The organism is Pseudomonas sp. LARHCG127 (assembly GCF_052871455.1).
Genome location: NZ_JBIXJT010000001.1, coordinates 162,047 through 187,658, shown reverse-complemented (window position 1 = coordinate 187,658; position 25,612 = coordinate 162,047). Strand labels below are relative to the sequence as shown.

Here is a 25,612-nt window from a genome sequence, read left to right as displayed (position 1 = left end):
GTCTCCTCAAGCCACCGGCACCGGCTCGGATCGCGACCGAATAGGAGCATGTACATCCTCGTCCTCGTCGGCTTCTTCGGGGGGTTCGGACTTGGCGACCACCGCCGTGGCAATGCTGTTACCCACCACGTTGGTGGCGGTGCGGGCCATGTCGAGGAACTGGTCGATGCCGATGATCAACAGCAACCCGGCCTCGGGCAGATTGAACATCGGCAACGTGGCCGCGACCACGACCACCGAAGCCCGGGCGACACCGGCCATGCCCTTGCTGGTGATCATCAACGTCAGGAGAATCAGCATTTGTTGAGTGAAACTCAAATCGATGTTGTAGGCCTGGGCGATGAACAGGATGGCGAACGCCTGGTACATCATCGAACCGTCGAGGTTGAACGAATAACCCAACGGCAGCACGAAGCTGGACACGCGTTTTGGCGCGCCAAACTTCTCCAGCGCCTCGATGGTTTTCGGGTAGGCGGACTCGCTGCTGGCAGTGGAAAAGGCCAGGAGAATCGGTTCGCGAATGAGCTTGCCAAGGTGGAAAACCGAGCGGCCAAGGAACAGGTAGCCAGCACCGAACAGCAACACCCAAAGGATCAAGATCCCCAAATAAAACTCGGCAATCAACTTGCCGTAATCCACCAGCAACCCAAGCCCCTGAGTCGTAATGGCCGAGGCGATGGCGGCAAACACCCCAATCGGCGCGAAGGCCATCACGTAGTCGGTGATCTTGAACATCACCTTCGCCAACTCCTCGATGGAGTCGGTGATCCGGGTGTGGCCCGCCCGCTTCACGCCCGCCAATGCAAAGCCGAAGAACAGCGAAAACACCACGATCTGCAGGATCTCGTTGTTGGCCATCGCTTCGGCAATGCTGCGGGGAAACACGTGGCCTATGAACGCCTTGAGACTGAAGTCACCGGTATTGACCGGCACGACCACAGCCGCATGCTGGGCCACGTCCATGTTCAGCCCGGCACCGGGTTGGAACAGGTTGACCAGCCCCATTCCGATCAACAGCGAGACGACCGAGGCGGTGACAAACCAGGCCATCGCCCGCGCCCCGATCCTGCCGACGGAACGGGAATTGCCCATGCTGGCGATACCGCCCACCAGCGTTGCGAAGACCAGGGGCGCGATGATCATCTTGATCATGCGCAGGAAAATATCCGTGACCATCGAGAAGTAACTGGCGATCTCTTTGGCACTTTGCTCGCTCCCTGCGAAATGGTGACACGCCCAACCGACCAGCACGCCCAGGGCAATGCCCATTGCAATACGACGTGGGAGCTTATTCTTCTTCACGGTGCTGTCCTCAAGTAGTTCTTGGAGTTTTTTACTTGGCAGAATCGATTCTAAGGAGCGGACTCAAGAAGATGATGAGTAATCCAGCTAGCCCCATGCGCTTTTGGAATAGTTAGCGAAAGGCCGCGCTATGCCGGGAGATCGCGCAGTAAAATCGTGCTCTCACCGCGGGAGTTCTCGATATGCAACTCAAATGGCTGGACGATCTTCTGGCGATTGGCGAATGGAAAAACTTCTCCCGCGCGGCCGAGGTACGTTGCGTGACGCAATCGGCCTTGTCCCGGCGTATCCGTTCACTGGAGGAATGGGTGGGGGTCAAGTTGGTGGACCGGGGCACTTACCCTGTCCAGCTCACTCCCGCGGGGGTCACCTTCTGCGATGAAAGCCGAGAGGCGCTCGCCGGGTTATTGAGGTTGCGCTCGACCCTGCGGGACGTGGAACGCATGCCCGGACGCTCGATCCAGATCACCGCCGGCCACAGCCTGTCGATGACCTTCCTGCCCAAGTGGCTTTCGCAGTTCCAGCCACACAACGAACAGTTCAACGCCCGGGTGGTGGCCGCCAATATTCATGATGCCGTCATTGCACTGGAGGAAGGCAGTTGCGACTTGATGATGGTCTACCACCACTCGCTCGCCCCCATCCTGCTGGACCCCGAGCGGTTCGGCAGCCTGGTGCTCGGCCACGATGCGTTCATCCCCCTGTGCGCGCCCAACCGCAAGGGCGAACCGCTGTTCCGCCTGCCCGGCCGCGCCGGCAAACCGGTGCTCTACCTGGCGTACACGGCAACGACGTTCCTCGGTCGCGTCGCCGACATCGTCATCAACAACGGCCCTGAACCGATCGCGCTGGAGCGCTGTTATGAAGCGGACATGGCGATGCTACTGATGCGCATGGCCATCGAGGGCTACGGCGTGGCCTGGTTGCCGCAGAGTGCGGTGGCCGACGAGTTGGAGCGCGGGCTGTTGGTGCGGGCCGGTGGCGAACAATGGAGCACGCGATTGGAGATTCGCTCGTACTGTGCGCTTGCCAATCGCAACCCGACGATGCGCAAGCTGTGGAAAACGTTGGAAGGGGCTTCGTTGCAGCGGCCGGGCAGCGCGCCCTCTGCGCCCACGGAGGCGAATTGATCAACGTTACTCAAGCACTGCTCACAAGTTTTACTGTGGGGGCGAGCTTGCTCGCGATGACGGCAGCACATCCAGCCACTCATCAACTGACCCACCGCTATCGCGAGCAAGCTCGCTCCCACAGTGGATTTAGGGTGTACGCACTGTCTGTGAACACCCCGGAAAAAACTGTGGGAGCGAGCCTGCTCGCGAAGACGGCAGCACATCCAACCTCTCTACCAACTGACCTACCGCTATCGCGAGCAAGCCCGCTCCCACAAATCGCTGGCTGCAAAGGATGGTGAGTCAGGCAGGTGACCTTAAGAGATCACCCACTTCCATTACGACGCCAAAATCTGCGCCTGCAACCGCCGCCCAATCACATCCAGCAAATCACACCCGTCACGCAGGGGAATCGCTAGCACTTGGGCGAAATCATGGAGTACCACCGCATCCGTACTGATGTCGGAACGCATGGCGAGGTTTTCCAGTAACTGGGTGACAGCGGCAATGCGGTAAGCGGCGGTGTCGTGCAGCACGTCCAGCGGCGCTTCTGTGTCGATCAAGAGCGCGTGGAAATTGTTTTCGATACCGGTGATGGGCATGTAGCGGGACATGAGGGGTTACTCCTGCGGGGATGGGAGGTCAGTGGCGGATTGGGATGCCGCTGGCAAAGGGAGCGAATCCGGGATCGAGCTTCGGATATTTAGCAGGAGATGTTCGTGGGTGACGCTAGACGAAAGCCACCTTGGATTGGTTGTGGTTTTCGGAGGGTTGGGGGTGAGCTTTTTCATTTGGCTAACTTCCTGAGTAAGAGAAATATCTGCCAGCATCACTTCCACACGATGGGTGGCAGCTGTACGCGGGTGTGGAAGACCGGCACTCAGGAACCCGGCGCGCCCTAGGACGCCCCGCGTACAGCCGCCGTAATTTAACAGCAGACATAAGAAAAGTGCCTGCTTTAAATTTTGCGGCGCTACGCGCCTCTGAGTCAGGGCTTCCACACCCTGCCGCTGAATTTGCAGCGACGGAGAGAACTTAGCGCATGGGGTGATCGGGTGGATAGTCAGCGGAGAGCGACGCGTCTTGAGGGAAATTTCCGATGGGGGTGTCCGGCGTTGGACTCAGTAGTTCAGTTGATGGGACGCAAGAATGATTTCGATACGAATGAGCGCGCAACGCCATAAGCGAGAGCTGAGGTTTCATCGTATGGTTGAACGCACCCGTACTGCCCGCAAGCCAAACGAAAGGGCTGACACAGGGTCTTTTTTATACATATATAATATGCATAATGACAACATTCAGAATTCAATATGATCCAGCAAAAAACGTCGCGAACAAGAAAAAACACAAGGTGAGTTTGGCTGATGCCGAAGCTGAGTTTTATGACGAAATGGCTCTTGAGCGAGAGGATAATGATCACGATGAAAAACGGTGGATTATCATGGGGCAAGACGCCTGCGGTCGTGTACTCGTCGTTGCATACACCTACCGTGAGCCAAATTTCGTTCGCCTTATCAGCGCACGACTAGCCTCCAAAAAAGAACTGCGTCAGTACCTAGGAGGTTGAACCTCATGAAAGAAGAATACGATTTCAGCACAGCCAAGCGTGGGGCGGTTGCCAGCAGCAAAGGCAAAACCCGCATAACCATCATGCTTGATGATGACGTCATCGAGGCCGCTCGCGAACGCGCCGAAAGTGCTGGTACTGGATATCAGACCATCATCAACAATTTACTGCGTCAGGCTCTGGTATCTGAAACTGCCCACAATCTGGCACCGGCAGCCCAAAAGCGAACCCGAACAGTCAAACCCTATGCAAACGGCATTACCCGGTCCGATGTGAAGGATCTGGAAAAGCGACTAGCCGCTATGACTGAAGAGCTGCACAAGATGGTGGACGCATCTAAGCCCGGTAAAGCCAAAGCATCGGTATGAACTGAGAAGATCCGATTTACTCAGGGGCAAGGCACTGTCTTAACTCAGTGCCTTCACCCAGACCGACAATAATCCGCTTGCCCATTTTCTCCCCCACCTCCAACGCCTGCCCATCCCGCTGCTTCCCCCGCCGCGCCAACCCCACCAGTCGAGGAATCAACTCCCCTTCCGGCAAGTGCCGCCAGAATCGCCCCGGCATGTGCTGACGCAGCGCCTGGGGATTGAGCCGCGCCGGGTTGAAGATGTGCTTGTAATAAGTTCGCCACAGCTCCGCGCCGGGATCCTCGGCGTGACGCGCCCAATGCTGCCATTGCTCGGGGCAACGTCGCCGGTAATCCAATGACTGCCCATCAAAACGGATGCCGTCGCGCGGCGTTGCGATCAGCCAGCGTTGCTGTCCCAGTCGCTCGGCAAAATGGCCGCTGGCGCTTTCGAGGATGTCGTGGGCGGGCTGATGAAAAGCGACCAGATCCAACTGCAGTTGCTCGGCCAATGGCTGCGGCAAGGGAATAAAGCGCACGAAGGCATGCAGGTGATGAGCCTCGCGTTGCACCTGCTTGATCCGCCGCTGCAATTCACTGCCCAGGCGGTCGCCGGCGAGCATGGCCGTGCGGTCGCCATGGGCAACCCGCCAAAGCACTTCGTACAACAGATTCCAGCGTTGTTCGCCCTGGTAGCGGCCAGCCTGTTCGAGCTGAGTCAGCAAGGCCGCAGGGACCCGCGTACGGAACGGGCCAAGCCCTTGAGGCAGCGCTGCCGGCACGGCCAATAGATCGGCCATCGGACCTTGGGCCCAAGTGACATCGCTCGGGTCGATACCGTGGCCGAGGAGCGTTCGGGCCTGATCGCGCCACGTGGAGAAATCATCCTCACAATCCAGGGCAATCACGACCACAGCCCCATCTGTTCTGGCCGCTGGGGGTCGCGCAACCGCGCCCGTAGCAAACCGCTGCGCACCTGGGCGTCGGCAGGCCGGTAATCGCTGGTCACAATGAACGGTCGCGCCTTCTCCAGCACGCACCGCAACTGCACCAGGTCGTCATATCGCACCCGTCGCTCCCGGCGCAGTGCAACCAGACGTTGCACGCTACGCAGGCCAATCCCCGGAATACGTGCCAGCAATGCGGGTTCGGCGCGATTGATATCCAGCGGGAACACCTCACGATTGGCCAGCGCCCAGGCCAACTTGGGGTCGATGTCCAAATCCAGGTTACGGGTTTCACTCAAAAGCTCCCCCGCCTTGTAACCGTAACCGCGCATGAGAAAGTCGGCCTGATACAGCCGATGCTCCCGCAACAACGGCGGTGCCGACAGGGGCACGCTGGCGGGGCTGTCGGGAATCGGGCTGAACGCTGAATAGTAAACCCGTCGTAAACCGTACCCCTGGTAGAGCGACTCGGCGTTGCTCAGGATGGCGTGATCATCAGTGGCATCCGCCCCCACAATCACCTGCGTGCTCTGCCCGGCCGGGGCGAAACGCGGCGCTCGCGGCTCGCCGACTACCGCCTGTTGCCCCTGATGGATGGTGCCCATGGCCTGGCGAATGGTCGTCAATTGCTTCTCTGGCGCCAGGCGCTTGAGGCTGACATCGGAGGACAACTCGATATTCACGCTCAAGCGATCAGCCAACCGCCCCGCTTCCTCGATCAACAGCGGATCGGCATCGGGAATAGTCTTGAGGTGGATATAGCCACGAAACTGGTGCTCCTCCCGCAACAACCGCGCCACCCGTATCAACTGCTCCATGGTGTAATCGGCCGAACGAATGATGCCGGAACTCAAAAACAGCCCACTGATGCAGTTGCGACGATAAAAATCCAAGGTCAGCCGCACCACCTCCTCCGGCGTAAAACGCGCCCTCGGCACGTTGCTGGAACGACGGTTGACGCAATACTGGCAGTCGTACAGGCAAAAATTGGTCAGCAACACCTTCAGCAAAGAAACGCAACGTCCGTCCGGCGTATAGCTGTGGCAAATGCCCATGCCATCGGTGGCCCCCAGCCCCTCACGACCACGGGAGCTACGCTTGGGAGCACCGCTGCTGGCGCAGGAAGCGTCATATTTGGCAGCGTCGGCAAGAATGCCGAGCTTGGCGATCAGTTGCATGGAACGCTCTCGAATACTGGATATAAACACAGTATTTTGAGGCACGCCGAGATGCAAGCGCCGTTGGTCATTTCCGCGACATAGGTCATGCCAACGGGATGGGCTATAATCCGCCCATCAACGCGATTTGAGGTCCAGCCCATGGGCAATGTCAGCCTTGAAACCAAAAAGGCCTACGCCGCGAGAACACGTAGATCCAACTACGCGGCCAGCCTCCGTCTGGAAGGTTTCAAAACGACCTTCGCCGACGGCGAACACAAAATGCCAACGCGTGAAGAGGTCTTGAAGGCCTTCACCCAGACCAGAACCTGATGCCTGATAAATATGGAGTCGGTGAAGACGCTTATTGCTATCCCGGCTCCACGGTCCTTCGCAACAAACTCGATATCCGTGACGAACCGACCCTAAGCGAAGCCGAACAACAGCTCTCGGCCATCGCAGCGGACAACGTCGAATTCGGCCCTCCTCCCTACAGCCTGGCCTACCTTCAAAACATTCATCGAATTCTCTTTTCGGACTTGTTCGAATGGGCTGGAGAGTTGCGCACCGTTGGCATGTCCAAACAAGCCACCCGCTTTTGCCAACCTGAGTACATGGAGAAGGAAGCCAATAAAATCTTTGCCAACATGGCCGAGGCAAACTGGTTCGAGGGCATGGAGCGGACTGAGCTGATCGTCGCTGTGGCAGAGGCTTATTCCGACATCAACGTCGTACACCCCTTCCGCGAAGGCAATGGCCGTGCGCAGCGGATTCTGTTTGAACACCTGATCATGAACGCCGGGTTTGAAATCAGTTGGTGGGGGATTGAGAAGGACGAGTGGATCTACGCCAATATCGCGGCTTACAACTGCGTCATGGGGCCTATGGAGTTGGTGTTCGAGAAGTGCATTGGCAAGACCATTCAGCCATAAAACGTGACGTCTACTCCGGATAGACGCTCGTCCAATCCCTCGTCCGATCCAGACAATTCTATGCCCCACGTACTGTAATCCCCTCGCGCCGCTTCAGCGTAGTCACGATGATGGGTATAGCAACTTCTCAAAGCCTCGGCGAACCTAACTATCCCGCTAAACCACATCGATTCGTAGCAATTTTTAAGCAACCACTACCTTGTCCAGCCTGCTGCTATGCTTAGGTCTTCTCGAACGGAGTATATCGTACGGAAACCGGTACGAGATTTACTTCAATTCGCCCTGCCCCGTAGAGCAGTTATTTCAAGGATGGCATGCTCAAGCCAGCTCAATAGACCATGAGCCCCGCTTTTCCTGGTTACCGTAACGCTGGAACCACCTACCGTCGTAGAAGCCACTTCCTTCCTGCTGCAGTGTCGCGGTATAGAGATAGTCCTCCTCCTCAATCTCTTGCCGTATTTCGAACTGCCCCTCAGCAACTTGTCGAGCGTGATAGGTCACACGGCTACCAAACTCGTCGACATACTCGATGATCATTGCTTCCTCGCGTACCACCACCTGACAGGGATTAAGCTTTTCGCGATCAACACCATCGGTAGTGTGGTACATGCGTGAATCTGGAAAAATCATAACGAATTCCTATTTTTATGGTTTGCTTGGCACCAACCACTTTATCCTCAATCCATACACACGGCATCGCTGGTTAACCCGCCGAGGGGTTTGATCAGATGAGCTACTGCCTCCCGGTCACGGCTCAAGCTAGCCCCCATCACATCTTCAAAGCTTGGAAAAACAACCGCGCCAATGAGGACACCTGGACAGCCTTCAACTGGGGAGGCATGGAGTCGCATTAAGTAAAGAGCGGCACCGCCGATATACGCTTCAGCGCAGCGTTCGTGAGGAGGGAAAAGGGAATGAGGCGGCCCACCAGGCTCGCCGCGCTTTGTACACGAAACACGGACCTTGGCCCGACTCGCAGGACGATACTGCAGATTCAGTGACCACCCCTAATGTTGACACATAGGAGGTAGTCGCTCTTTTCACATGAGCGAGTAACGAAGCATGAAAACTCTCAATAAAATTTTGATCTTAACGCTCCTTACCCAAGTCGCGGCATGCGTAAGCAAGCCTTCAAGTGCGTACGATAGTGGATGGACTGAAAATACCAACGAGGACGCCTACAGCAGTTGCGGGCGCTACCGATGGGATAATAAGTTCAAGGAACCTTCGGTATTACAAAATCTTGTTGCGTCAGGCGCCCTCTCCAGCTCACAAGCACAGCGAGCGGAGAAGCAGGACGTACGCGTCGGTGATCCAGAATGCCTAGCCTATGCGGCCTATGGTTTGAATCGAGCCAAAATTGGGTTTCAGAGAAATGAAAAAGGTCAGGTCACTGAAAAAACTGCCACCTACCTTTGCTTCAACAGTGCGCCGGCCTGCTCAGGTATCCGTGTTCATTTCGCCGATGGAAAAGTCTCCCGTATCAGCACGGTGAGTGAGTAATCCATTCTGTCGCTCATGAACAGCGGGGCATCGAAGCATTGATAGGCTTCGTGCATATGCCTGACAAGCCGCCAATGCGATCAGGCCCACGGTCGACGGCATCGCTGATGCCGATAACTCATTGAGCCTGCACGGTCACGTTAGGAAAAAAGGGGACGGATTTATTATCCCGTTACCGAAACAAAGCTAATCAGCAAGCAGCAAAAAGCCGCCTCATCGGCGACTAATTATCTTGCGAATAATATCTGGTGACTAAGCCTTCAGTTCTTCTGGTGTATGCGTCTTGAGCCAATCGGCCAAAGCGGCGTTCATCCGTGTTTGCCAGCCCGGGCCAGAAGCTCTGAATCTCTCCAGCACGTCAGCATCGAAACGAACATTGACGTGCTCTTTAGTGGTTACCGACTTGGGTCGACCACGCTTTGGCTTGAGCATTTCCTTTGCCTGGGCTTTGCCAAACAATCCAACAAGCACCTCGCTGGCTGGTTTGGCCTTGGCAAAGTCTTCGGTCGACCATTCGGGATTTGCCGTATCGACCCTCTCAGGACTGGGTTTCTTGGTCATAATTTTTGACCTCCCGTTTGTTGGCTTTTCGAAAGCTGATGACGTGCAAACGGAAGTCCACGTTCTTCGACGTTGCGAGCGTCTTTGGCTGGGTCATAGGTAAGCTGCATGCAATTATCGTAGCCACATTAAAATCGCCAATACAAGGTGCGCGTTGAAACGCTGACCGAGCATGCGCCCTGTCTGGTTGTATCAAAGATTGAGTGGCCAGGCTTGAGAGCCCGGCAAGTACCCGACAAGCATCCCTGATAAACTGCGGCCATTCGCCCCAATGACTCAGATTCCCAATGTCCCTACAAACTGCCCCACTGTCCCGCCGCTTCTCCGTCGCCCCCATGATGGATTGGAACCACTGATTCTACAGCCTGCGTAATACGTGCCTTACAGCACCCCCCTGCGAAAACCCGTACCATTTTTGTACCACCTTCAGTCCAAAGCATTGACGCCTTTTTCCTTTCTCGCTGACATCAACCAGCCCAAGCATTACGGCTGCTATGCTTAACTCCTTTCGGAACGAGTCGGCAATCATGGCAAGCGAATACTCACTAGCGGATGTTCTGGAACGGCTTTATCAAAATCAACTGGCCCTAGAGGCTGCAGTGATGGAGCTGACTCTATGGGCTGATCAGCAAGATGCGTTGGAGACAGGTGAGAATGTTCGAGGGGCGCTTAGCACGATCACTGAAAATGCTGGACATATAAAACAAGGCTTGGCTCGTTTGAAAAATACGGATCTTCCTTAATTGGTAGTTATTAGCCGATTTCTGCATACGGCAGAGAGTTGCAATCGACCCACAAGCAACTCTCAACCTCAACGACGACGCTGTATTCCCACACTCGACAATCTGAGCGCGACTGCGTCAGGTTTTGCCAATGTCGAATGACTCGATCTCGTGCTCTTGGAGAAATCATGGAAAGGAAAACGTTGGAATGTGCGTTCAGCGGTATCTGGGCCAGATTTAAAAAATCCAATCAAGATAAGGTAAATCTGGAAGAGATCGAAAGTTGGGCGATGTCGAAAGGTTTAGTCGTCTCCGAAATTGTACGCAAAGATGTGGGAAGGTTTGGCAAGACCGATTGCGTAGTAATTCATACTGAGCACGGAAGCGCGTGTTTTCCAGTGATCACAGAAGCGAGCCGAGAAGATTGGATTAAGCGAAACGAGTCATATTCAAAGGTAGCAGCAATATGGAAAAAGCTCGAGTGGTTTTCCCCGTTCTGGATCTGTAGAGAAAACGTAACAACAATACTAAATGACTGTGAGCACCGAACCGCCGAAGACGCAATAATGCTGTTCAACTATCATACCTCTACCATTTACTCGCTTCCTTTCGAAGCTGTCTGCATAGAGCAAATAATGGTCGGTGCATCATGTCTCGCTGATATCCGTCCCTTGGCCAGAGAAGCGTATTTGGCATTTTACGCCGGTTACAAATCGGCAAGTATAGCGGCGCTCATCCCAGCCATTGAAGGAGCAATTTCAAAAATACTTCCCAAGAAAAGCCAGTCCTTAGCGACCATGGATAGAGTGAACAAAGCCGTTGCTGGAGCCATCAGTAACGCCGCCGAACTTCACTTTGAAGGAATGTGGACTCCCAGGGACTACAAAACCACTGAATACTTGTTCGGCATGGATGAAATGGTTTTTGCATTCGAAACATTCAGGCGGTGGTTGCAAGATTCATTTTACAGTAATACAGATGAATATAAAGGTGCAGCCCGTCTAAACAGGCATCTCTTTGCACATGGGCTTTCGCCCGAATGGCAACAGGCAAATTTGTCTCGATTGATTGTTGCCCTATCGACTGTGGGTGTCATTGAGTCGTGGTACCGCCAAGACAATTCAGCACCACTCCTCTTTCCGACGATGAACAAAGACAGCGAACTCTTATGGCAACAAGCGATTCTTCATGGTTCTGCTCAAATGATCATAAAACTCACGGAGGAAAAACATTACCACCAAAACGGAAGATTGGTCCCCGTTGTGCCAACCGACGACGGAGCGACCCTTCGAAAAGCGCTGCTAATGAAGGACTGCATCAACGACTTAGTGCGCCCTTTAAGATGCGCTGGATGGGCGGTGGAGTTTACGGATGTTTCAAGTGATCTTTATTTAAAAGTATTGGCGCAAAGCAAGCAAGGTGTGCTTAACGTCGCACTGCTGTACAGCTGTGGCAGCGATAACTCTTTGTACAAGGAGCTGGAGAAAGATTGTGACGCTATTTTGTACAGGGGCGGTCCATACCTACAAGAGCAATTCGCCAGAGGTGTGAAGGTACACGTTGGGCCAGTTGCAGGATGGCAACCTCCACTTGCGATCAACTATGGAAAGGAGAGTCCTGATGCTGCCTCCCTTTGAGCATATACCCACACGGCTGTCGGTCTCTTGGTAGTTACTGAGGTGAATCAACAACTCAACCTTCCGAAAGATCAAACACCCGCTGCGGTTTGATTACCCCCCTTGGAAACGGGCAGGAGTCGCCAGCGACTGACGCTGCGTGAGCTGATAGCGCGTGGATTGCACATCCTTGTGCATAGTTTCAGACGCTGCCCGCTAGGTCTGTCTGGCGTTTTTATGTTGACCCACGGGAAAGAGGTTAGGAGGGTTAGTTTTTTGCCGATCGCCTTAAAAGCCTTGTCTGATAAGGCATTGCGAAAGGTTCGCCAAGGTTAGCTTTTGGTTAGCTTTGGTAATTTCCTAACCTCTATTGATGTTAAATATTAAATTATTAAACTCCTTTAAAAACAGCCACTTACAAAACACTAACCTTTAACCTAACCCAATCTAACCTATCAAAGTTAGGTCTCAAGCCCAGCAAATAGGGGCGCTCCGGTTCAAAGCACCCCTTTCAAAAAAAACCTAACCCTTTTCCCGCGCCGCCTCCGAAATCCGTACGTCTGTGCATGCGTATGAGTACTGCGAAAGAAACCCACCTTCGCAGGGATCCGCAGGTATTCGATAGCTTGGATTAACTCTGCTAGCGCCCAGCGGGTTTGATTTCAACGGGGGTGCAGAAGTGAGGAAAAAAAGGCCTATTTAGCCCGCAGGCGCGGTGGGGGGACGACGGCGCGCGCCAGGTTTGCAGCACGCCACTGCCCGCCGATAGCGCCCCATTTCGGTGCGATTTCTTGGGGGCGAAAAAAAGCCGCCTCGGCGGGCGGCTCATGGGGTTAGCAGGTCATCGACAGTGCACCTGCCACAGCTGGTCTAGCCTGGTGGTGTAGCTCTGGCTCATCATCTCCCGCCGCATGCCCCAATCAGGGTTGACGGGCACGCTGGCTGATCGGAGTGTCCCTCTACCCCATCGCCCGTTGATCTGGTCCAGCACCGCCATCAACTTCGTAGCGTCGGCTGGTTGGGAGGTGGCAAACAGGTCGTCGGTGTACTCCCCCTGCTGACATAGGTTCATCAACAGCACCTCAGCCTTGCTGTACTTGAAGCCCGGCCGAAACACGCGGTCGAGCGCGTCCACTGCTGCCTTGGTCAGCAGCCGCACATCATCAGTGGGGTACGGCATGTCGATCAGCACACCATTGGCGTACTTCGCCTCCTCCGGGTTGAACATGCCGGTGCGGATGCTGACGCGGATCTTCTTGCACAGCGACTGCTGCGCCCTGAGCTTTTCCGAAGCACGCATCATGTAGGTAGCCACCGCTTCCTTGATAGGGGCCAGGTCTGTCAGCCGCTTCCCGAACATCCGACTACAGCAGATTTCCTGCTTCGGTGGGTCCGGCTCGTCCAGCTCCAGGCACGGCGTGCCGGCCAGCTCCCGGGCAGTCTTCTCGATCACCACGCTGAACTTCTTGCGTAGCGTCCACGGGTCGGCCTTCGCCAGGTCCATTGCGGTCTTGATGCCCATGGCGTCCAGGTGAAGTTTCATCTTGCGACCGACGCCCCAGACCTCGGACACGTCGGTGTTGCGCAGAACCCAGTCACGTTTGAACGGGTCGCAGATATCGACCACACCGCCGGTTTCCACCTGGAGCCGTTTGGCGGTGTGGTTTGCCAGCTTTGCCAGAGTTTTGGTGTGGGCGATCCCCACCCCGACCGGTATGCCGGTGCAGCGCAGCACCTGGCTGCGGATCTTCCGCCCGAGGGCATCCCGGCCGTCGATGCCGGTCATGTCGGCAAAGGCTTCGTCGATGCTGTAGACCTCGACGGCAGGCACCATTGATTCAATGAGTGTCATGACCCGCTCGCTCATGTCGCCGTAGAGCGCGTAATTCGACGAGAACGGGACGATGCCGTGCTTGTGCAGCTTGTGCTTGATCTGGAAATACGGTTCGCCCATCTTCACATAGGGCTTGGCGTCGTAACTGCGGGCGATCACGCAGCCGTCGTTGTTGCTCAGCACCACAATGGGCACGCGGGCCAGGTCGGGTCGAAACACGCGCTCGCAACTGGCATAGAAGCTGTTGCAGTCGATCAGGGCGAAAACTGGCTGGGGTTTAGGCATGGCTGCGCACGCTGCATGTAATGACGCCCCAGATCACCAGTTCGTCGCCCTCAAGCACGTACCTCGGTGGATACTTTGGGTTCTCCGAAAGGAGAATCACCTCCCTGCCGCGAATGCAAAGCCGCTTGCATACGGGCTCGTTGTTCAGCAGCGCTACGACGATGTGACCGTGCGCAGGCTCCAAAGCGCGGTCCACCACCGCGAGATCGCCTTCAAAAATACCAGCGCCTTGCATGCTCTCCCCAGCGATTGAGACCAGGTAGACATGCGGGGCGCGAATGTTCAGAACCTCATCCAATGAGATGTGCGCTTCGATGTGATCCGCTGCCGGAGATGGAAACCCGGCGGGCACTCGAAACGAACACAAGGGTAGCCTCAAGCCACCCTCGGCAATAAGGCCTAGAATTGAAAAGCTCATGACGCACGCTTCCAAAATACTGTACGGACATACAGTTAACTTTGTACAGGTTTCGCGGTCAATTTTGTATAGGAAAAATCTGACAGGCGGGACAGCTATGCGCGGGGGAAGCTGATCGATGCGGAGGGAGGGCCACGACGCCCAGAGTGGACGTAACGGGGGCTTCACGTTATAAGATCGGACAAAACTCTTTCTGATAACGTTGCACTAGAGCAGGATCAACCCCTATTTTCCGCAGCACAAAGCCTATAATCGTAAGTTCCATATATTGCGAAAGCAATATTAGATCTTCCATTACCATTCTCTTCATTAAATCCTTGGGCCGACCTACATGTGCAATCTCGTTCCGCAAATCGGATATCGCCCCGCCGATATCAGACCGCCCATATTTACTGAATACCTTTTGAACCCCCATTAGAATAACGCTTGCACCGTACTCAACTAACGGATATTCATATTTTTTCTCTTTTATTTTATCATCGTAGCTAATTGACTCTAGCTGAGTCGCGTACAACACGAGTTCTCCGTGCAATGAATGAAGGTATCTGGATCCCGTCTCTGTCTGTATACAGGACAGAATCGTAGAAAATCGGTCAGGATATTCCAACCACTTGCCGATCAATAGCTCTAAATCGATTTTGTTATCTGTAATAGGTAGGTGAAAGTGCGAGGCCTGTTGAGAGCTAAGCATGAGAGTTTTTGAACTCAACGTATTAGATGGAAAAAAAGCAAGGCTTCGGGCTCCCTTATCGCCGGGAGTCTCCTTATCAACGCTAATACTTTCAGGGTGGACGGGACTATAGATCAATATTGCAAATAAGTCGGCCAAAGCGGTAATATACTCGAAAACTTTATTGTAATCAGCGCCACCTTCGACATGAATCGAGAGGCGGTATTCAATATCCTTTTTGAGCATAAATCTTGCGGTCGGATTTTCTACTTTCACTTTATCAAAAGCGTTTTGAAGATCTTGAAGCGCGTCCTTGTCCCAGCTATATATTTGCTTGGTTATATCGTTATGCAGGGAACCAAAATTCGCGTTATTAGTAACCTTAACCTCGCCAAACGAAGTCTTTATTACCTTCAACGGCTTATCTGAAAATTTAACAAGCTCCTTAAAACCTTTTGGAAAAAAAAATTCCTGCAAATTGGTTAATGAGAAGTCAAAATCATAGAAAAGCTCATCCTCACTGATAAAATCGTTTACGAACATACAGGCAAATCCAACTTTACCTGTTCGCATGGTTAACCCACCCTTGAAACTTATTGACGACTGCGTTACAGAGAAGTCACCGATTAGACTGCATTTCTCACCACTCTCAAGGACACCATGTACTACTTTGGAATCCACTGGAAGCTCCTTCGACGCGACCCAATATTCCAGCACTACACCATCTTCCGGGGTGTAAACCACCCTACCACCGAACCTATTATCGAAGTTATTATCGGTAAAAAACTCACCCACCCACTGTTTCGATTCGAATAATTCACGCATATAATTCCCTTTTGGTATGCTGACCGCGTTTAGGAAGAGTAACAAATCGGCAGGCATTTTGGGCAAAGCAAAAGGTGGTTAAGATTCGTCTCCAGCCACATAAGATGTAAAGCGTAAAACGTCCTCGCCAATCCATTGGTTCAGCTGGGTCATTCGTGCCTGTATAGGCTCCAGCTCATTGGCCGCATAGATCTGCGCCGCCTCCTTGATAGATCCAAACCCACCCGCATTCTGCGGCACGATCCCCATCAACTGCGGCGGAATACGCAGGCTCGCCAGCACATCATCGCGGGTCTGATTCTTGATCGAATTGAATTCATCCTTGGCAGCCACCTCGCTGACAGGGATTAGCTGAATCCCGTCCTTCTTGCCCGTGGGCGAGTAAACAAACAGGTTGCGAAAATTCCCTGGTCCCTTGGACTCTTTCAGCGCCTTACGCAACGCATCAATATCCGCCTCAGTCTGCGCTGCGTCGGTCATGTACAGAATGAACCCCGCATGGCTCCCGTTCTCGTAATACTTACGCCGGAACAGCGTCGCCGACTCGTTCAGCAACGCCGACTGCAAAGCACTGATCCACTCCGGCAACCCATAAATCTCCTGATGCAAATCCGCCTCGCGCAGATGAAAAATGCTCCCCGGCTCAAACGCGTGCTCGTTCTTCCAGCCCTGCACCTGGTAGAACTGCCCCTCCGGCCCCACCCGCATGTACTTCGCCAACGACGGCACCAGTTGCCTGGTGCTGCCCAGCACCGAACGGCGCTTTTCCAGATATCCATTGCCCAGGCACAGGAAGTCTAGAGCGAACTGTTCAAAAGCCGCCCGGGACAGCATCGGATGCGGGATAAACGTTTTGCTCAGCAGGTTGCGCTTGAACATCAACCCCGAATGCAGATGCACGCTCGCTCCCACAGACCGGGCCAGGCCATTAAGCGACAACGGCGGCTCATACCACCGTCCGTTGAACCAGCACTCCAGATAATCAAACACTTCCCTTCCACCCAGCACCGGCGTCGGATCCCCAAAGCTGAACACCTGGGTACCCGCACTGGCGGCGTCGAGGGTGGCCGGCAGTAGCTCTTGGCTGGCGAGTTGTTCGGTCATGTGAAAATCTCCATACGCCCGGTATTGGCAGCGGTCTGCCCTTCGAGCGGTTCGTTCTGCAATGCGTGGAAGAGCGCCCAGGCCAGGTCGGCATGGCCGGTGTTGTCGTTGCGGCCGGCGGTGTAGGTGAACTGGCGACCGCCTGCGGTGATGGTTTTGCGAATCGCCATGAGCGACTGGGCCATGTCGGTCCAGCCGGCGTCGAACTCCAGCCGGCCCTTGTGGATCACGTCGTAGGCCTTTAGCACCAGGCGGGTTTTCACCTCGGGCGAGTAGCTGAAGGTGGTCACGGCCGGGAAGAACTGGCGCACCAGCTGGGCCACGCCGCTGCCCAGGCCGGTGACATCGATACCGATGTAGGTGACCCAGTAGCGGTCGCACACGCCCTTGATGGCGGCGGCCTGGGCGGCGAAGTCCATGCCGCGAAATTGGTGGCGCTCGAGCACGCGGAATTTGCCGCCGGGCACCAGGGGCGGCGCGACCACCACCAGGCCGGAACAATCGCCCGTCTCGGCCGGGTCATAGCCGACCCATACCTGACGGTCGCCGAACGGGCGCATGGCGAAAGGTTTGTAGTCCTCGGCCCACTCCACCCAGCTATCGACCATGCAGGACTGCAACACCGACAGCGGGAAGATGCTCGCGCCGTCATCAACGAATTCGCACATCAGCAGGTTGGCGAAGGCCTCGGGGCTGTACTCCCTGCGTAGCTCTTCGATGTCGAACAGATCGCACCCGCCGCGTTCGGCATCGAGGATGGTGACGATCTGGCGCCACAGCCGGTCCTCACAAAACCGGCCCTGCTGGAGCGCGCCGTGGGTCACGTCCACCTTGGTGTGCTGCGCGGCGGGTTTGCCCTTGTTGAAGCGCTCACCGGTCCAGAAGGTGTACGCCTCGTGGGCCATGCTCGACGGCGTGGAAAAGTAGGTTTTGCGCCACTTCTTGTGCATCGCCATGCCCGAGGCGACCTTATTCAACTCCTCGAACTTGAACGTCCAGAAGAACTCATCGAAGTAGAAGTTGCCGTGATAACCCTGGGCGGTGCGGGCGTTGGTCCCGAGGAAAAACAGCTCGGCGCCGTTGGGCAGCACAATCGGGTCACCGGTCAGCTCAACGCCGATCACTTCCCGGGCGAAGGCCTGAATGTAGCCACGGAACAGGTAGGCCTGGTTCTTCGAAGCCGACAGGAAAATCTGGTTGCGACCGGTGTCCAGGGCGTCGATAAACGCCTCGCGGGCGAAGTAGTACGTGGCGCCGATCTGCCGACTCTTTAGGATGACCCGGGTGCGCTGGTTGCCGGCCCGGTACCAGTCTTTTTGATAGTCGAAACAGCCGTCGATGAACGCCTCGCGCAGCAGCTCGATCTGGTCTTCGTTGATGTCGTTCTTCGGGGATTTTTTCTTCGGTCCCTCGTTGCGCTTGGCGAGGTTCGGGTTAAGGTCGGTTTCAGTGCCGCCGCCCTGGAATCGCTGAATGCGGGCCTGGCGCTCAAGCTGCCGGTGCAGCAGATCGATCTCCTTGAAATCGCCGCCGGTCTTGTTGTCCTTGAGGATCAACTGCACCAAGCGCGCCTCCAGGGCGCCGCCGATGCGTTCGACATTGTCGGCCCGGTCCCACTCGTCGCGGGCCTTCCAGCTGTGTAGCGTTTTTTCCTTTTCGCCCGTAGCCTCGGCAATCTCGCAGATGCGCCAACCCATCCAGTACAGGAACTTGGATTGGCGTCGGGGATCGATAGGCAGCAGGCAGGTCGTCGTCATGGCCGAGATGCTGCCGCCCATGGCGACGACTCAATAGCGCCGCCCCTTGTACCCTCCCCGCCTACAGTCCCGCCTCGTTGCCGCCGCTCGCGCCCGTGACGACCATGCCCCTCATTGCAACGCACTGCTCAACCCAGCAGGCGCCCCACGCACTGAGGATTCCCGGCATGAAGAAGTTTCGCAGCAACTGGTTCCGCGTCGCCGTCGAGGGCGCTACTTCGGACAAGCGCACCATCAAACGCAGCTGGCTGGAACAGGCCGCCAAGAACTTCAACCCGTCCACCTACGGCGCCCGTATTTGGCTGGAGCATTTCCGCAGCCTGTTGCCCGATAGCCCGTTCAAGGCCTACGGCGATGTCCTGGCAGTGAAAACCGAAGAGGTGGACATCAACGGCCAGAAAAAACTGGCCCTGTTCGCCCAGGTCGAGCCCACCCCTGAGCTGATCGCCATGAACAAGGCGAAACAGAAGATTTACACCTCCATCGAAATCGACGACAGCTTTGCCGACACCGGCGAAGCCTACATCGTCGGCCTGGCGGTCACTGACTCGCCCGCCAGCCTGGGCACCGACGTCCTGGCGTTCTCAGCCCAGAAACCGGACGCCAGCCCCTTCAAGGATCGCCACTACTCGGCAACGTCGATGTTTACCGAGGCGGTGGAAACCGAGTTGAAGTTCGAGGAAATCGAAGAGAAGCCCAGCATCGGCGCCCAGTTGTTTAACAAGGTGCAAGCGCTGCTGACCGGCAAGCAGGCCAAGGACGATACCGAGTTCGCCCAGATCGGCGAAGCCGTCGAAGCCATCGCCGAACACGTCAAGGATCTACCCGACCAACTGGCCGCCGAAAAGAAATTCTCGGCGGGGCTGAAAACCCAGCTCGACCAGGTCAGCACGGAACTCACAGAGCTGAAAAACAAGCTCTCCACCACCCAGGACCACAGCCAGAAAACGCGCCCGCCTGTAACCGGCGGCAATGACCTGGTCGTGACCGACTGCTGACAGTCAGCCCAACCACAGCCCCGAATCATGAAGGACGATCAACATGCGTAACGACACCCGAGTACTGTTCAACGCCTACCTGCAACAACTGGCGCAACTGCATGGGGTGACTGACGTCACCACCAAATTCACAGCGGACCCAAGCGTTGCCCAGACCTTGGAAACCCGCATTCAGGAATCAAGCACCTTCCTCAGCGCCATCAACGTCTATGGCGTACAGGAACAATCGGGTGAAAAAATTGGCATCGGCATCGATGGCACCATTGCCAGCACCACCGACACCACCGTCAAAGACCGCGAGCCCCGCGACCCGAGCGGCCTGGACGACCGTGGGTACAACTGCACCCAAACCAACTTCGATACCGGCCTGCGCTATCAGAAGCTGGACCAGTGGGCCAAGTTCAAGGACTTCCAAGCACGCATCCGCGACGCCATCATCAAAGCCCAGGCCCTCAACCGGATCATGATTGGCTGGAACGGGATCAGCCGTGCCGCTACATCCAACCCGCTCACCAACCCGCTGTTGCAGGACGTCAACATCGGCTGGCTTCAGAAAATGCGCCTGGAGAACCCTGCCCGTGTTCTGGAGGAGGTGGTGGCCGGTAGCGGCAAAATCGAAATCGGCGCCGGCAAGGACTTCGAAAACATCGACGCTCTGGTCGTCAGCATGGTCAACGAGTTCATCGAGCCCTGGTATCAGGAGGACACCGAACTGGTGGTCATCTGCGGTCGCCAACTGCTGGCCGACAAGTATTTCCCGATCATCAACAAGGTCCAGGCGCCGACCGAAATGCTGGCGGCCGACATCGTCACCAGTCAAAAACGGCTCGGCAACCTGCCAGCGGTACGCGTGCCGCACTTCCCGGCCAACGGCCTGCTGGTGACCCGCCTGGATAACCTGTCGCTGTACTGGCAGGAAGGTACCCGCCGCCGCACCGTTGTGGACAACGCCAAGCGCGACCGCATCGAGAACTACGAATCGGTGAACGAAAGCTACGTCATCGAAGACCTGGGCTGCGCGGCCATGGCCGAAAACATCACCCTGAACTGAGGCGGCCATCATGACCAACCCCTGCCGCCGCCACTTTGAACGTGTCACTGCCGCCATTGAGGCGGCCGCGACCGAACCCACCCAAACCATGGCCGGCGCTACAGCCTACGAACACCAGCTCAACCAACTGCTGCAAGACCGCCTGCGCCTGAAACAAGTCCAGTCCAACCAAGGCAAGGCCGAACTCAAGCGCCAGTTGCTGCCGAGCTATGAATCCTACGTACAAGGTGTGCTGGAAGGCGGCCAGGGCGCGCAGGACGAGGTACTGACCACCGTCATGGTCTGGCGCTTCGATGCCGGCGACTTCACCGGTGGGCTCGACATCGCGACCTACGTGCTGGAACACAAGATGGTCATGCCCGACCGCTTCGCCCGCACCTTGGGCTGCCTGGTCGCCGAGGAAGTCGCCACGGCAGCCTTCAAAGCTCAGAAGGTTGGCGAACCGTTCGACCTGGCGATCCTGCACCGCACCGCCGAACTCACCGACGCCGAAGACATGCCCGACCAGGCCCGCGCCAAGCTGTTTCTCGCCATGGGCCGCGCCACGCTGGAGGGCATCACCGAAGAGACCCCAGGACAACCCGGCCAGCTCCAGGCCGGTGTGGATCTGCTGAAAAAAGCCATCGCCCTGCATGACGCCTGCGGTGGCAAGAAAGATCTGGAGCGGGCCGAACGCCTGCTCAACAAAATTGCCGGCCCTGCCGGCTAACCGAGCGTCCCCACGCACCCCGCCGGCTCGGGGCGGATCGGCCAGGCCGCTCCTCCTGAACGTGAAGCCCCGACCACCGGCGACCTATTTTTGAGTGCTGTCCCATGAGCGGATTCGTAGCCAGCGGCCCCGTCGCCAGCGGCCATATCAACACCGACGCCTTCTGGCCCTCGATTGATCTCGACGAGCTGCGAGCCACCCTGCGGATCGATGCCAGCGTCACCGTGCCACGTTTGGAAACCGCCGCCGTTGCCGCCGCCATCAGCGTCAACCGTGAGCTGAGCGGATGGCGCGCCATCCAGCAGGCCGCAGGCCATGCCGAACTGGCAGACGTTCCCGGCGAAAAAATCAACGACGTATCTGTCCTGGTGCACCTCTACCGCCGCGCCATCGAAGCCGCCACCGGCGCCGAAGTGTGTGAGCGTTACCGCTCCTACGACAGCACCAACAGCGGCAATCAGAACGCCGAAGACCTCACGCCAAATATCGACGATTACCGCCGCGACCTGCGCTGGGCCGTGCGTGACTTCCTCGGCATCAACCGCACCACCGTGGAGCTGATTTGATGCCTGTCACCGTCCAAGCCTTTCAAAACGACACCGTTGACGCGTTGTGCTGGCGTCACTACGGCCGCACCGCTGGCGTAACCGAAGCGGTACTCGAAGCCAACCCCGGCCTGGCCGACTACGGGCCGATCCTGCCCCAAGGCCTGGCCGTGCAGATGCCCGAAGCCCAGACGGCCGCGCCACAGCGGCAGATGGTGAACCTATGGGACTGATCAACCTGCAACGAGCCCACGAACCCACCAACCCTGGATTACGGAATGAAGCGCATGCCTGAACGTCCCGACACCTGGGCCTGGCTCGCCGCCTGGCTCGAACAAAACTGGCCTGCCCTTTATGCGGGGATCCTGGGTCTGACCATCGCAGCGCTACGGATCATGTATGGCGGCGGCACCTTGCGGCGGATGGCCGTCGAGGCCCCCCTTTGTGGTGCCTTGGCACTGGCCGCCAGTCATGGCCTGGCGCTGCTCGGCATCCCCGTCTCAACCGCACCGTTCTTCGGTGGGGTAATCGGTTTGCTTGGGGTTGAGGGGACTCGCGCCGCTGCCAAGAAATTTTTCACTCGCAAGGTAGAACAGCTATGACGACGCTTCGCCACGGCGACCGCTCGCAAGCGGTGCGCATCCTGCAAAAGAACCTGAACGACCACGGCGCCAGGCTGGTGGTGGACGGCGACTATGGCGATTCCACTGAAGCGGCCGTAAGGGCATATCAGTTGAAAGTCGGTTTGGTCGCCGATGGCGTTGCCGGCGAAAAGACCCAGGCCAGTCTGGTCGGCGGTGACTGTCAGTTCCTGCTGAAAAACGAGGACCTGGTGCAGGCCGCGCAGATCCTCGACGTGCCACTGGCAAGCGTCTATGCCGTCAACGAGGTTGAATCCAAGGGCAAGGGCTTCTTGGCGAATGACAAGCCGGTGATTCTGTTCGAACGGCACATCATGTACCGCCAGCTCGCGACGCCGCGCCACGAAGGCGACAACCCCGACGAACTCAAGCGCCAAGCCGACCAACTGGCCGCCGCCAATCCGGCCATCGTCAATCCGAAGTCCGGCGGCTATGCCGGCGGCACTGCTGAGCATCAACGCCTGGGCCATGCGCGCCTGATCGACGACACCGCCGCGCTGGAATCCGCTTCCTGGGGCGCGTTCCAGATCATGGGCTTTCACTGGCAGCGCCTGGGCTATGCCAGCGTGCAAGCGCTGGTCGAGGACATGAGTGCAGGCGAGTCTCAGCAGTTCGCCGCCTTCGTGCGTTTCATCCAGACCGACTCGGTGCTGCACAAGGCCTTGAAAGGCCGTAAATGGGCCGAATTTGCCAAGCTCTACAACGGCCCGGATTACCAGCGGAACCTGTACGACATCAAGCTCCAGCGCGCCTATGAGCGGCACGCTGAGTGCGGCTGCGGCCAGGCGGTGGCGGCATGATTCCCTCTCGAATCGCTTACCTTGAAATCAGTCCAAGGCAAACGGGGAAAACCGAACGACTTGTTCGACACGCAAAATCTTGTCTTGCGGCAGGCAAAAGGGTGTGTTTCGTCACCTTGCAGGGTTCGGTCGAAGATATCCGCCACCGCCTGCCTGGCGCATTCATTTGGGGAAATGACGAAGAGGTGCCGTGCAGAGAAGACGATGAGGGTGTTATCTGGTTTTACGACGAATTTGACTGGCTCGACTCCACCAAAATCCATGCCGGCGCCTACTACGCAACCACACCGAAATTCCTACGAACCTTGGGCGAGCAAACAGCAGAAAACGATCTCCTTTTAGGACTGATCGAAGCCAACGACCGACAGTTCTGTCGATATACCTGGCCGGTCGATTTGTCCGACATTCTCAAAGAGACCCGCGCTTCGTACAGCCCCGAAGAATTCCGGCTGCTCTACCTTGGAGAGTTCCTAAAATGATCGACCTTGAACGCGTGCAACAGTTGAACGTGCAGGACGGCAACTTGCTGGTGGTGCCCGAAAATACCGAGCAAGCCTATATGGAATTGCTGTGCGAAGCCCTGGCCTACATGACCCCCGGTTGCCGGGTCGGCATCGTGCGAGGTCCAGTGGAGCTGTTGGACGTCGGCGGCATGAACAAACTGGGCTGGTACCGCGCATGAGCACCCTGCGCCAGGCGCTGTACGGCATCGCCCTGCTGGGCGCCCTGGCTCTGCTGATCTGGGGCCAGGAACAGCGCCTCACCGTAGCCGAGAAGAACACCGAGCTGGCGGAGAAGGACACCAAAACCGCACGCGCTGAAGCTGACAGGCTGCGCACCACGGTCGGCACGCTGCAAACCACCCTGAACGCCGAACGCGTTGCCCAAGCCGCCCTACGGACCCAGCAGGACCAGCTACGCCAGGGCCTGGCAAAGCGCGAGCAAACCATCGAGGCGCTGAAACGTGAAAACGAAGACCTTCGCAACTGGGCTGACCAGCCTTTGCCTGACCTTGCTCGCCGGCTGCGCGAGCGCCCCGCCCTCACCGGCGCCGACGCTTATCGTCAGTGGTTGTCCGGCCGTGGTGCCTTGCACCCTGCCGGCGACAAGCCCACTCAATAACGGCGATCAGCTCACCGACCAGGACCGCGTCGAAGCTGCATGGGCTGAATGCGCCGGCCAGGTAGACATGGTGTTCAACCATCAACAGGCGGCCCCATGAACAAACCCGAAAGCCTGCGGGCCCATCTGCTGAGCACAGTGGCCGAACTCAAGCACAACCCCGACCGGCTGCTGATCTTCATCGACAACGGTAAAATCCGCTGCACCGCGGCTGCCTCGCTGTCGTTCGAATACAGCTTTGATTTACAGGTCATCCTCACCGACTACGCCGGTCACCCCGACAGCGTCATGTTGCCGTTACTGGGCTGGTTGAGCGTGAACCAGTCCGAGCTGCTGGAGAACCTGAACAAGTCCGCAGAGGGCATCCAGTTCGAGGCCGACATCCTGGACAACAGCAAGGTGGACCTGAGCCTGACACTGCCGCTGACCGAGCGTGTGGTTGTGGGGAAAGACGCCGACGGCAATACCACCGTCCACCATCCAGGTGAACCTAAGCAGGTCGCCGCATTCCTTGACCCGGCGTGGATACCTGGTGCCCAAGGCACCGGCAGTGAATGGGTCGTGCCGAAGTGACCAACCGATTGGAAACGCTGGAGGATTGGGCCGCCGGCCTGCTGGGACAACTGGAACCGGCATCGCGCAACAAACTCGCCCGCAGCATCGGCCAGGCCCTGCGGCGCAGCCAGCAACAGCGGATCATCGCCCAGCGTAACCCGGACGGGAGCAAGTACGCGTCGCGAAAACAGCGCAATCTGCGGGGGAAGCAAGGCCGAATGAAGCGGAAGGTCCAGATGTTTCGGAAGCTACGCACGGCGAACTTTTTGAAGCTTCAAGCTGACGGCAACGCAGTCAGGATAGGTTTCGCAGGACGCATTGCACGCATCGCCCGGGTCCACCAATACGGATTAAAGGACAGGGCAGAAAATGGTGCGCCTGAGGTGCGTTATGACAAGAGGGAAGTACTAGGTTTTACCGATGCCGACGTAGATCTGATTCGCGATGGCTTGCTAGCCTATTTCAGCCAGCAAAAGGTAATCTAGCGACACCTACCACAGGCACCCGCATTTACCCATGGATTGGAACCA

Annotated in this window: 31 protein-coding genes and 1 pseudogene; 21 read left to right on the top strand and 11 right to left on the bottom strand. The window is 56.8% G+C overall.

The features are described 5' to 3' along the window. Positions 1 to 6 precede the first annotated feature (6 nt). Positions 7 to 1,302 carry a dicarboxylate/amino acid:cation symporter gene (locus tag ACIPQ1_RS00860; RefSeq protein WP_411387003.1) on the bottom strand — a complete coding sequence of 432 codons (1,296 nt, stop codon included), beginning with the start codon at positions 1,300 to 1,302 and terminating at the stop codon, positions 7 to 9. 182 nt (positions 1,303 to 1,484) lie between these two features. Here ACIPQ1_RS00860 and ACIPQ1_RS00855 point away from each other — a divergent pair, with 182 nt between their 5' ends. Beyond that, entirely contained in the window at positions 1,485 to 2,432 is a 948-nt protein-coding gene (locus ACIPQ1_RS00855; protein ID WP_446533396.1) for a LysR substrate-binding domain-containing protein, read from the top strand. A 320-nt stretch (positions 2,433 to 2,752) separates the two neighbouring features. Here ACIPQ1_RS00855 and ACIPQ1_RS00850 read toward each other — a convergent pair whose 3' ends face one another. Further along, on the bottom strand, positions 2,753 to 3,028 hold the full coding sequence (locus ACIPQ1_RS00850) for a hypothetical protein (protein WP_250965768.1): 276 nt from the start codon (positions 3,026 to 3,028) through the stop codon (positions 2,753 to 2,755). A gap of 674 nt (positions 3,029 to 3,702) precedes the next feature. Between ACIPQ1_RS00850 and ACIPQ1_RS00845 the strand changes: the two genes are divergently transcribed. Both ACIPQ1_RS00845 and ACIPQ1_RS00840 read left to right on the top strand, forming a co-directional pair. Next, on the top strand, positions 3,703 to 3,981 hold the full coding sequence (locus ACIPQ1_RS00845; RefSeq protein WP_250965769.1) for a BrnT family toxin: 279 nt from the start codon (positions 3,703 to 3,705) through the stop codon (positions 3,979 to 3,981). A gap of 5 nt (positions 3,982 to 3,986) precedes the next feature. Beyond that, positions 3,987 to 4,349, top strand: a complete 363-nt coding sequence (locus ACIPQ1_RS00840) for a BrnA antitoxin family protein (RefSeq protein WP_250965770.1) — start codon at positions 3,987 to 3,989, stop codon at positions 4,347 to 4,349. A gap of 16 nt (positions 4,350 to 4,365) precedes the next feature. Here ACIPQ1_RS00840 and ACIPQ1_RS00835 read toward each other — a convergent pair whose 3' ends face one another. Next, positions 4,366 to 5,244: a TIGR03915 family putative DNA repair protein gene (locus ACIPQ1_RS00835; protein ID WP_446533395.1), complete on the bottom strand. Its 879-nt coding sequence runs from the start codon at positions 5,242 to 5,244 to the stop codon at positions 4,366 to 4,368. Next, positions 5,235 to 6,455, bottom strand: a complete 1,221-nt coding sequence (locus ACIPQ1_RS00830) for a putative DNA modification/repair radical SAM protein (protein ID WP_446533394.1) — start codon at positions 6,453 to 6,455, stop codon at positions 5,235 to 5,237. Before ACIPQ1_RS00830 ends, ACIPQ1_RS00835 begins: the two co-directional genes overlap by 10 nt. A 141-nt stretch (positions 6,456 to 6,596) precedes the next feature. On the opposite strand from ACIPQ1_RS00830, the gene ACIPQ1_RS00825 reads away from it, so the two are divergent. Further along, positions 6,597 to 6,767 carry a YhfG family protein gene (locus ACIPQ1_RS00825; protein ID WP_250965773.1) on the top strand — a complete coding sequence of 57 codons (171 nt, stop codon included), beginning with the start codon at positions 6,597 to 6,599 and terminating at the stop codon, positions 6,765 to 6,767. Further along, complete coding sequence (locus ACIPQ1_RS00820) at positions 6,767 to 7,366, top strand: putative adenosine monophosphate-protein transferase Fic (protein ID WP_411386998.1); 600 nt, start codon at positions 6,767 to 6,769, stop codon at positions 7,364 to 7,366. Before ACIPQ1_RS00825 ends, ACIPQ1_RS00820 begins: the two co-directional genes overlap by 1 nt. A gap of 318 nt (positions 7,367 to 7,684) precedes the next feature. Here ACIPQ1_RS00820 and ACIPQ1_RS00815 read toward each other — a convergent pair whose 3' ends face one another. Next, a complete protein-coding gene (locus ACIPQ1_RS00815; protein ID WP_250965774.1) occupies positions 7,685 to 7,996 on the bottom strand; it encodes a hypothetical protein in 312 nt (103 codons plus the stop codon). 432 nt (positions 7,997 to 8,428) lie between these two features. Between ACIPQ1_RS00815 and ACIPQ1_RS00810 the strand changes: the two genes are divergently transcribed. Further along, entirely contained in the window at positions 8,429 to 8,869 is a 441-nt protein-coding gene (locus tag ACIPQ1_RS00810; RefSeq protein WP_250965775.1) for a hypothetical protein, read from the top strand. Positions 8,870 to 9,121: 252 nt separating this feature from the next. On the opposite strand, the gene ACIPQ1_RS00805 is transcribed toward ACIPQ1_RS00810, so the two are convergent. Next, positions 9,122 to 9,430 carry a BrnA antitoxin family protein gene (locus ACIPQ1_RS00805; protein ID WP_250965776.1) on the bottom strand — a complete coding sequence of 103 codons (309 nt, stop codon included), beginning with the start codon at positions 9,428 to 9,430 and terminating at the stop codon, positions 9,122 to 9,124. A 527-nt stretch (positions 9,431 to 9,957) separates the two neighbouring features. Here ACIPQ1_RS00805 and ACIPQ1_RS00800 point away from each other — a divergent pair. Beyond that, a complete protein-coding gene (locus tag ACIPQ1_RS00800) occupies positions 9,958 to 10,173 on the top strand; it encodes a hypothetical protein (protein ID WP_446533393.1) in 216 nt (71 codons plus the stop codon). Between the two features lie 167 nt (positions 10,174 to 10,340). Then, positions 10,341 to 11,789 carry a hypothetical protein gene (locus ACIPQ1_RS00795; RefSeq protein ID WP_446533392.1) on the top strand — a complete coding sequence of 483 codons (1,449 nt, stop codon included), beginning with the start codon at positions 10,341 to 10,343 and terminating at the stop codon, positions 11,787 to 11,789. An 820-nt stretch (positions 11,790 to 12,609) separates the two neighbouring features. Here the strand turns inward: ACIPQ1_RS00795 and umuC are convergent. The 5 genes from umuC to ACIPQ1_RS00770 all read right to left on the bottom strand — a co-directional run bounded on the left by umuC (position 12,610) and on the right by ACIPQ1_RS00770 (position 18,661). Beyond that, positions 12,610 to 13,887, bottom strand: coding sequence for a translesion error-prone DNA polymerase V subunit UmuC (gene umuC / locus ACIPQ1_RS00790; protein WP_446533391.1), 1,278 nt, complete (start codon positions 13,885 to 13,887; stop codon positions 12,610 to 12,612). Further along, complete coding sequence (locus tag ACIPQ1_RS00785) at positions 13,880 to 14,305, bottom strand: LexA family protein (RefSeq protein ID WP_446533390.1); 426 nt, start codon at positions 14,303 to 14,305, stop codon at positions 13,880 to 13,882. Before ACIPQ1_RS00785 ends, umuC begins: the two co-directional genes overlap by 8 nt. Positions 14,306 to 14,474: 169 nt before the next feature. Further along, positions 14,475 to 15,800: an ApeA N-terminal domain 1-containing protein gene (locus ACIPQ1_RS00780; protein ID WP_446533389.1), complete on the bottom strand. Its 1,326-nt coding sequence runs from the start codon at positions 15,798 to 15,800 to the stop codon at positions 14,475 to 14,477. A 78-nt stretch (positions 15,801 to 15,878) separates the two neighbouring features. Then, positions 15,879 to 16,904, bottom strand: a complete 1,026-nt coding sequence (locus tag ACIPQ1_RS00775) for a phage portal protein (protein WP_446533388.1) — start codon at positions 16,902 to 16,904, stop codon at positions 15,879 to 15,881. Continuing rightward, positions 16,901 to 18,661, bottom strand: a complete 1,761-nt coding sequence (locus ACIPQ1_RS00770) for a terminase ATPase subunit family protein (protein ID WP_446533603.1) — start codon at positions 18,659 to 18,661, stop codon at positions 16,901 to 16,903. The genes ACIPQ1_RS00775 and ACIPQ1_RS00770 overlap by 4 nt, the downstream gene beginning before the upstream one ends. Before the next feature lie 167 nt (positions 18,662 to 18,828). Between ACIPQ1_RS00770 and ACIPQ1_RS00765 the strand changes: the two genes are divergently transcribed. The 13 genes and pseudogenes from ACIPQ1_RS00765 (at position 18,829) to ACIPQ1_RS00705 (ending at position 25,567) form a co-directional block, all read left to right on the top strand. Further along, on the top strand, positions 18,829 to 19,659 hold the full coding sequence (locus tag ACIPQ1_RS00765; RefSeq protein ID WP_027912630.1) for a GPO family capsid scaffolding protein: 831 nt from the start codon (positions 18,829 to 18,831) through the stop codon (positions 19,657 to 19,659). Between the two features lie 43 nt (positions 19,660 to 19,702). Beyond that, positions 19,703 to 20,710, top strand: coding sequence for a phage major capsid protein, P2 family (locus ACIPQ1_RS00760; protein ID WP_027912631.1), 1,008 nt, complete (start codon positions 19,703 to 19,705; stop codon positions 20,708 to 20,710). A gap of 10 nt (positions 20,711 to 20,720) precedes the next feature. After that, on the top strand, positions 20,721 to 21,419 hold the full coding sequence (locus ACIPQ1_RS00755; RefSeq protein ID WP_027912632.1) for a phage terminase small subunit: 699 nt from the start codon (positions 20,721 to 20,723) through the stop codon (positions 21,417 to 21,419). Between the two features lie 104 nt (positions 21,420 to 21,523). Then, on the top strand, positions 21,524 to 21,985 hold the full coding sequence (locus tag ACIPQ1_RS00750; RefSeq protein WP_027912633.1) for a head completion/stabilization protein: 462 nt from the start codon (positions 21,524 to 21,526) through the stop codon (positions 21,983 to 21,985). Further along, entirely contained in the window at positions 21,985 to 22,197 is a 213-nt protein-coding gene (locus tag ACIPQ1_RS00745; protein WP_446533387.1) for a tail protein X, read from the top strand. Before ACIPQ1_RS00750 ends, ACIPQ1_RS00745 begins: the two co-directional genes overlap by 1 nt. Positions 22,198 to 22,242: 45 nt before the next feature. Then, positions 22,243 to 22,566, top strand: a complete 324-nt coding sequence (locus ACIPQ1_RS00740; RefSeq protein ID WP_172436079.1) for a phage holin, lambda family — start codon at positions 22,243 to 22,245, stop codon at positions 22,564 to 22,566. Continuing rightward, entirely contained in the window at positions 22,563 to 23,405 is an 843-nt protein-coding gene (locus ACIPQ1_RS00735; RefSeq protein WP_446533386.1) for an N-acetylmuramidase domain-containing protein, read from the top strand. The genes ACIPQ1_RS00740 and ACIPQ1_RS00735 overlap by 4 nt, the downstream gene beginning before the upstream one ends. Next, positions 23,402 to 23,884 carry a hypothetical protein gene (locus tag ACIPQ1_RS00730; RefSeq protein WP_446533385.1) on the top strand — a complete coding sequence of 161 codons (483 nt, stop codon included), beginning with the start codon at positions 23,402 to 23,404 and terminating at the stop codon, positions 23,882 to 23,884. Before ACIPQ1_RS00735 ends, ACIPQ1_RS00730 begins: the two co-directional genes overlap by 4 nt. Continuing rightward, positions 23,881 to 24,087 (top strand): hypothetical protein, encoded by a 207-nt coding sequence (locus ACIPQ1_RS00725; RefSeq protein WP_446533384.1) that lies wholly within the window; start codon positions 23,881 to 23,883, stop codon positions 24,085 to 24,087. Before ACIPQ1_RS00730 ends, ACIPQ1_RS00725 begins: the two co-directional genes overlap by 4 nt. Beyond that, positions 24,084 to 24,527, top strand: a complete 444-nt coding sequence (gene lysB / locus ACIPQ1_RS00720; protein WP_446533383.1) for an Rz-like lysis system protein LysB — start codon at positions 24,084 to 24,086, stop codon at positions 24,525 to 24,527. The genes ACIPQ1_RS00725 and lysB overlap by 4 nt, the downstream gene beginning before the upstream one ends. Continuing rightward, positions 24,439 to 24,627: pseudogene (gene lysC, locus ACIPQ1_RS00715) on the top strand (Rz1-like lysis system protein LysC); the annotation flags it as partial. The gene lysB and the pseudogene lysC, both read left to right, overlap by 89 nt. Next, positions 24,624 to 25,100 (top strand): phage tail protein, encoded by a 477-nt coding sequence (locus ACIPQ1_RS00710; RefSeq protein WP_446533382.1) that lies wholly within the window; start codon positions 24,624 to 24,626, stop codon positions 25,098 to 25,100. The pseudogene lysC and the gene ACIPQ1_RS00710, both read left to right, overlap by 4 nt. After that, on the top strand, positions 25,097 to 25,567 hold the full coding sequence (locus ACIPQ1_RS00705) for a phage virion morphogenesis protein (protein ID WP_446533602.1): 471 nt from the start codon (positions 25,097 to 25,099) through the stop codon (positions 25,565 to 25,567). The genes ACIPQ1_RS00710 and ACIPQ1_RS00705 overlap by 4 nt, the downstream gene beginning before the upstream one ends. Positions 25,568 to 25,612 lie beyond the last annotated feature (45 nt).

Coding starts and splice junctions, on each gene's coding strand:
- ACIPQ1_RS00735 (WP_446533386.1), top strand. CDS start 22,563: ATGACGACGCTTCGCCACGGCGACCGCTCGCAAGCGGTGCGCATCCTG.
- ACIPQ1_RS00805 (WP_250965776.1), bottom strand. CDS start 9,430: ATGACCAAGAAACCCAGTCCTGAGAGGGTCGATACGGCAAATCCCGAA.
- ACIPQ1_RS00770 (WP_446533603.1), bottom strand. CDS start 18,661: ATGACGACGACCTGCCTGCTGCCTATCGATCCCCGACGCCAATCCAAG.
- ACIPQ1_RS00820 (WP_411386998.1), top strand. CDS start 6,767: ATGCCTGATAAATATGGAGTCGGTGAAGACGCTTATTGCTATCCCGGC.
- ACIPQ1_RS00850 (WP_250965768.1), bottom strand. CDS start 3,028: ATGTCCCGCTACATGCCCATCACCGGTATCGAAAACAATTTCCACGCG.
- ACIPQ1_RS00780 (WP_446533389.1), bottom strand. CDS start 15,800: ATGCGTGAATTATTCGAATCGAAACAGTGGGTGGGTGAGTTTTTTACC.
- ACIPQ1_RS00745 (WP_446533387.1), top strand. CDS start 21,985: ATGCCTGTCACCGTCCAAGCCTTTCAAAACGACACCGTTGACGCGTTG.
- ACIPQ1_RS00810 (WP_250965775.1), top strand. CDS start 8,429: ATGAAAACTCTCAATAAAATTTTGATCTTAACGCTCCTTACCCAAGTC.
- ACIPQ1_RS00710 (WP_446533382.1), top strand. CDS start 24,624: ATGAACAAACCCGAAAGCCTGCGGGCCCATCTGCTGAGCACAGTGGCC.
- ACIPQ1_RS00800 (WP_446533393.1), top strand. CDS start 9,958: ATGGCAAGCGAATACTCACTAGCGGATGTTCTGGAACGGCTTTATCAA.
- ACIPQ1_RS00855 (WP_446533396.1), top strand. CDS start 1,485: ATGCAACTCAAATGGCTGGACGATCTTCTGGCGATTGGCGAATGGAAA.
- ACIPQ1_RS00750 (WP_027912633.1), top strand. CDS start 21,524: ATGAGCGGATTCGTAGCCAGCGGCCCCGTCGCCAGCGGCCATATCAAC.
- ACIPQ1_RS00725 (WP_446533384.1), top strand. CDS start 23,881: ATGATCGACCTTGAACGCGTGCAACAGTTGAACGTGCAGGACGGCAAC.
- ACIPQ1_RS00815 (WP_250965774.1), bottom strand. CDS start 7,996: ATGATTTTTCCAGATTCACGCATGTACCACACTACCGATGGTGTTGAT.
- ACIPQ1_RS00775 (WP_446533388.1), bottom strand. CDS start 16,904: ATGACCGAACAACTCGCCAGCCAAGAGCTACTGCCGGCCACCCTCGAC.
- ACIPQ1_RS00740 (WP_172436079.1), top strand. CDS start 22,243: ATGAAGCGCATGCCTGAACGTCCCGACACCTGGGCCTGGCTCGCCGCC.
- lysB (WP_446533383.1), top strand. CDS start 24,084: ATGAGCACCCTGCGCCAGGCGCTGTACGGCATCGCCCTGCTGGGCGCC.
- ACIPQ1_RS00760 (WP_027912631.1), top strand. CDS start 19,703: ATGCGTAACGACACCCGAGTACTGTTCAACGCCTACCTGCAACAACTG.
- ACIPQ1_RS00845 (WP_250965769.1), top strand. CDS start 3,703: ATGACAACATTCAGAATTCAATATGATCCAGCAAAAAACGTCGCGAAC.
- ACIPQ1_RS00830 (WP_446533394.1), bottom strand. CDS start 6,455: ATGCAACTGATCGCCAAGCTCGGCATTCTTGCCGACGCTGCCAAATAT.
- ACIPQ1_RS00795 (WP_446533392.1), top strand. CDS start 10,341: ATGGAAAGGAAAACGTTGGAATGTGCGTTCAGCGGTATCTGGGCCAGA.
- ACIPQ1_RS00840 (WP_250965770.1), top strand. CDS start 3,987: ATGAAAGAAGAATACGATTTCAGCACAGCCAAGCGTGGGGCGGTTGCC.
- ACIPQ1_RS00730 (WP_446533385.1), top strand. CDS start 23,402: ATGATTCCCTCTCGAATCGCTTACCTTGAAATCAGTCCAAGGCAAACG.
- ACIPQ1_RS00755 (WP_027912632.1), top strand. CDS start 20,721: ATGACCAACCCCTGCCGCCGCCACTTTGAACGTGTCACTGCCGCCATT.
- ACIPQ1_RS00765 (WP_027912630.1), top strand. CDS start 18,829: ATGAAGAAGTTTCGCAGCAACTGGTTCCGCGTCGCCGTCGAGGGCGCT.
- ACIPQ1_RS00785 (WP_446533390.1), bottom strand. CDS start 14,305: ATGAGCTTTTCAATTCTAGGCCTTATTGCCGAGGGTGGCTTGAGGCTA.
- umuC (WP_446533391.1), bottom strand. CDS start 13,887: ATGCCTAAACCCCAGCCAGTTTTCGCCCTGATCGACTGCAACAGCTTC.
- ACIPQ1_RS00825 (WP_250965773.1), top strand. CDS start 6,597: ATGGGCAATGTCAGCCTTGAAACCAAAAAGGCCTACGCCGCGAGAACA.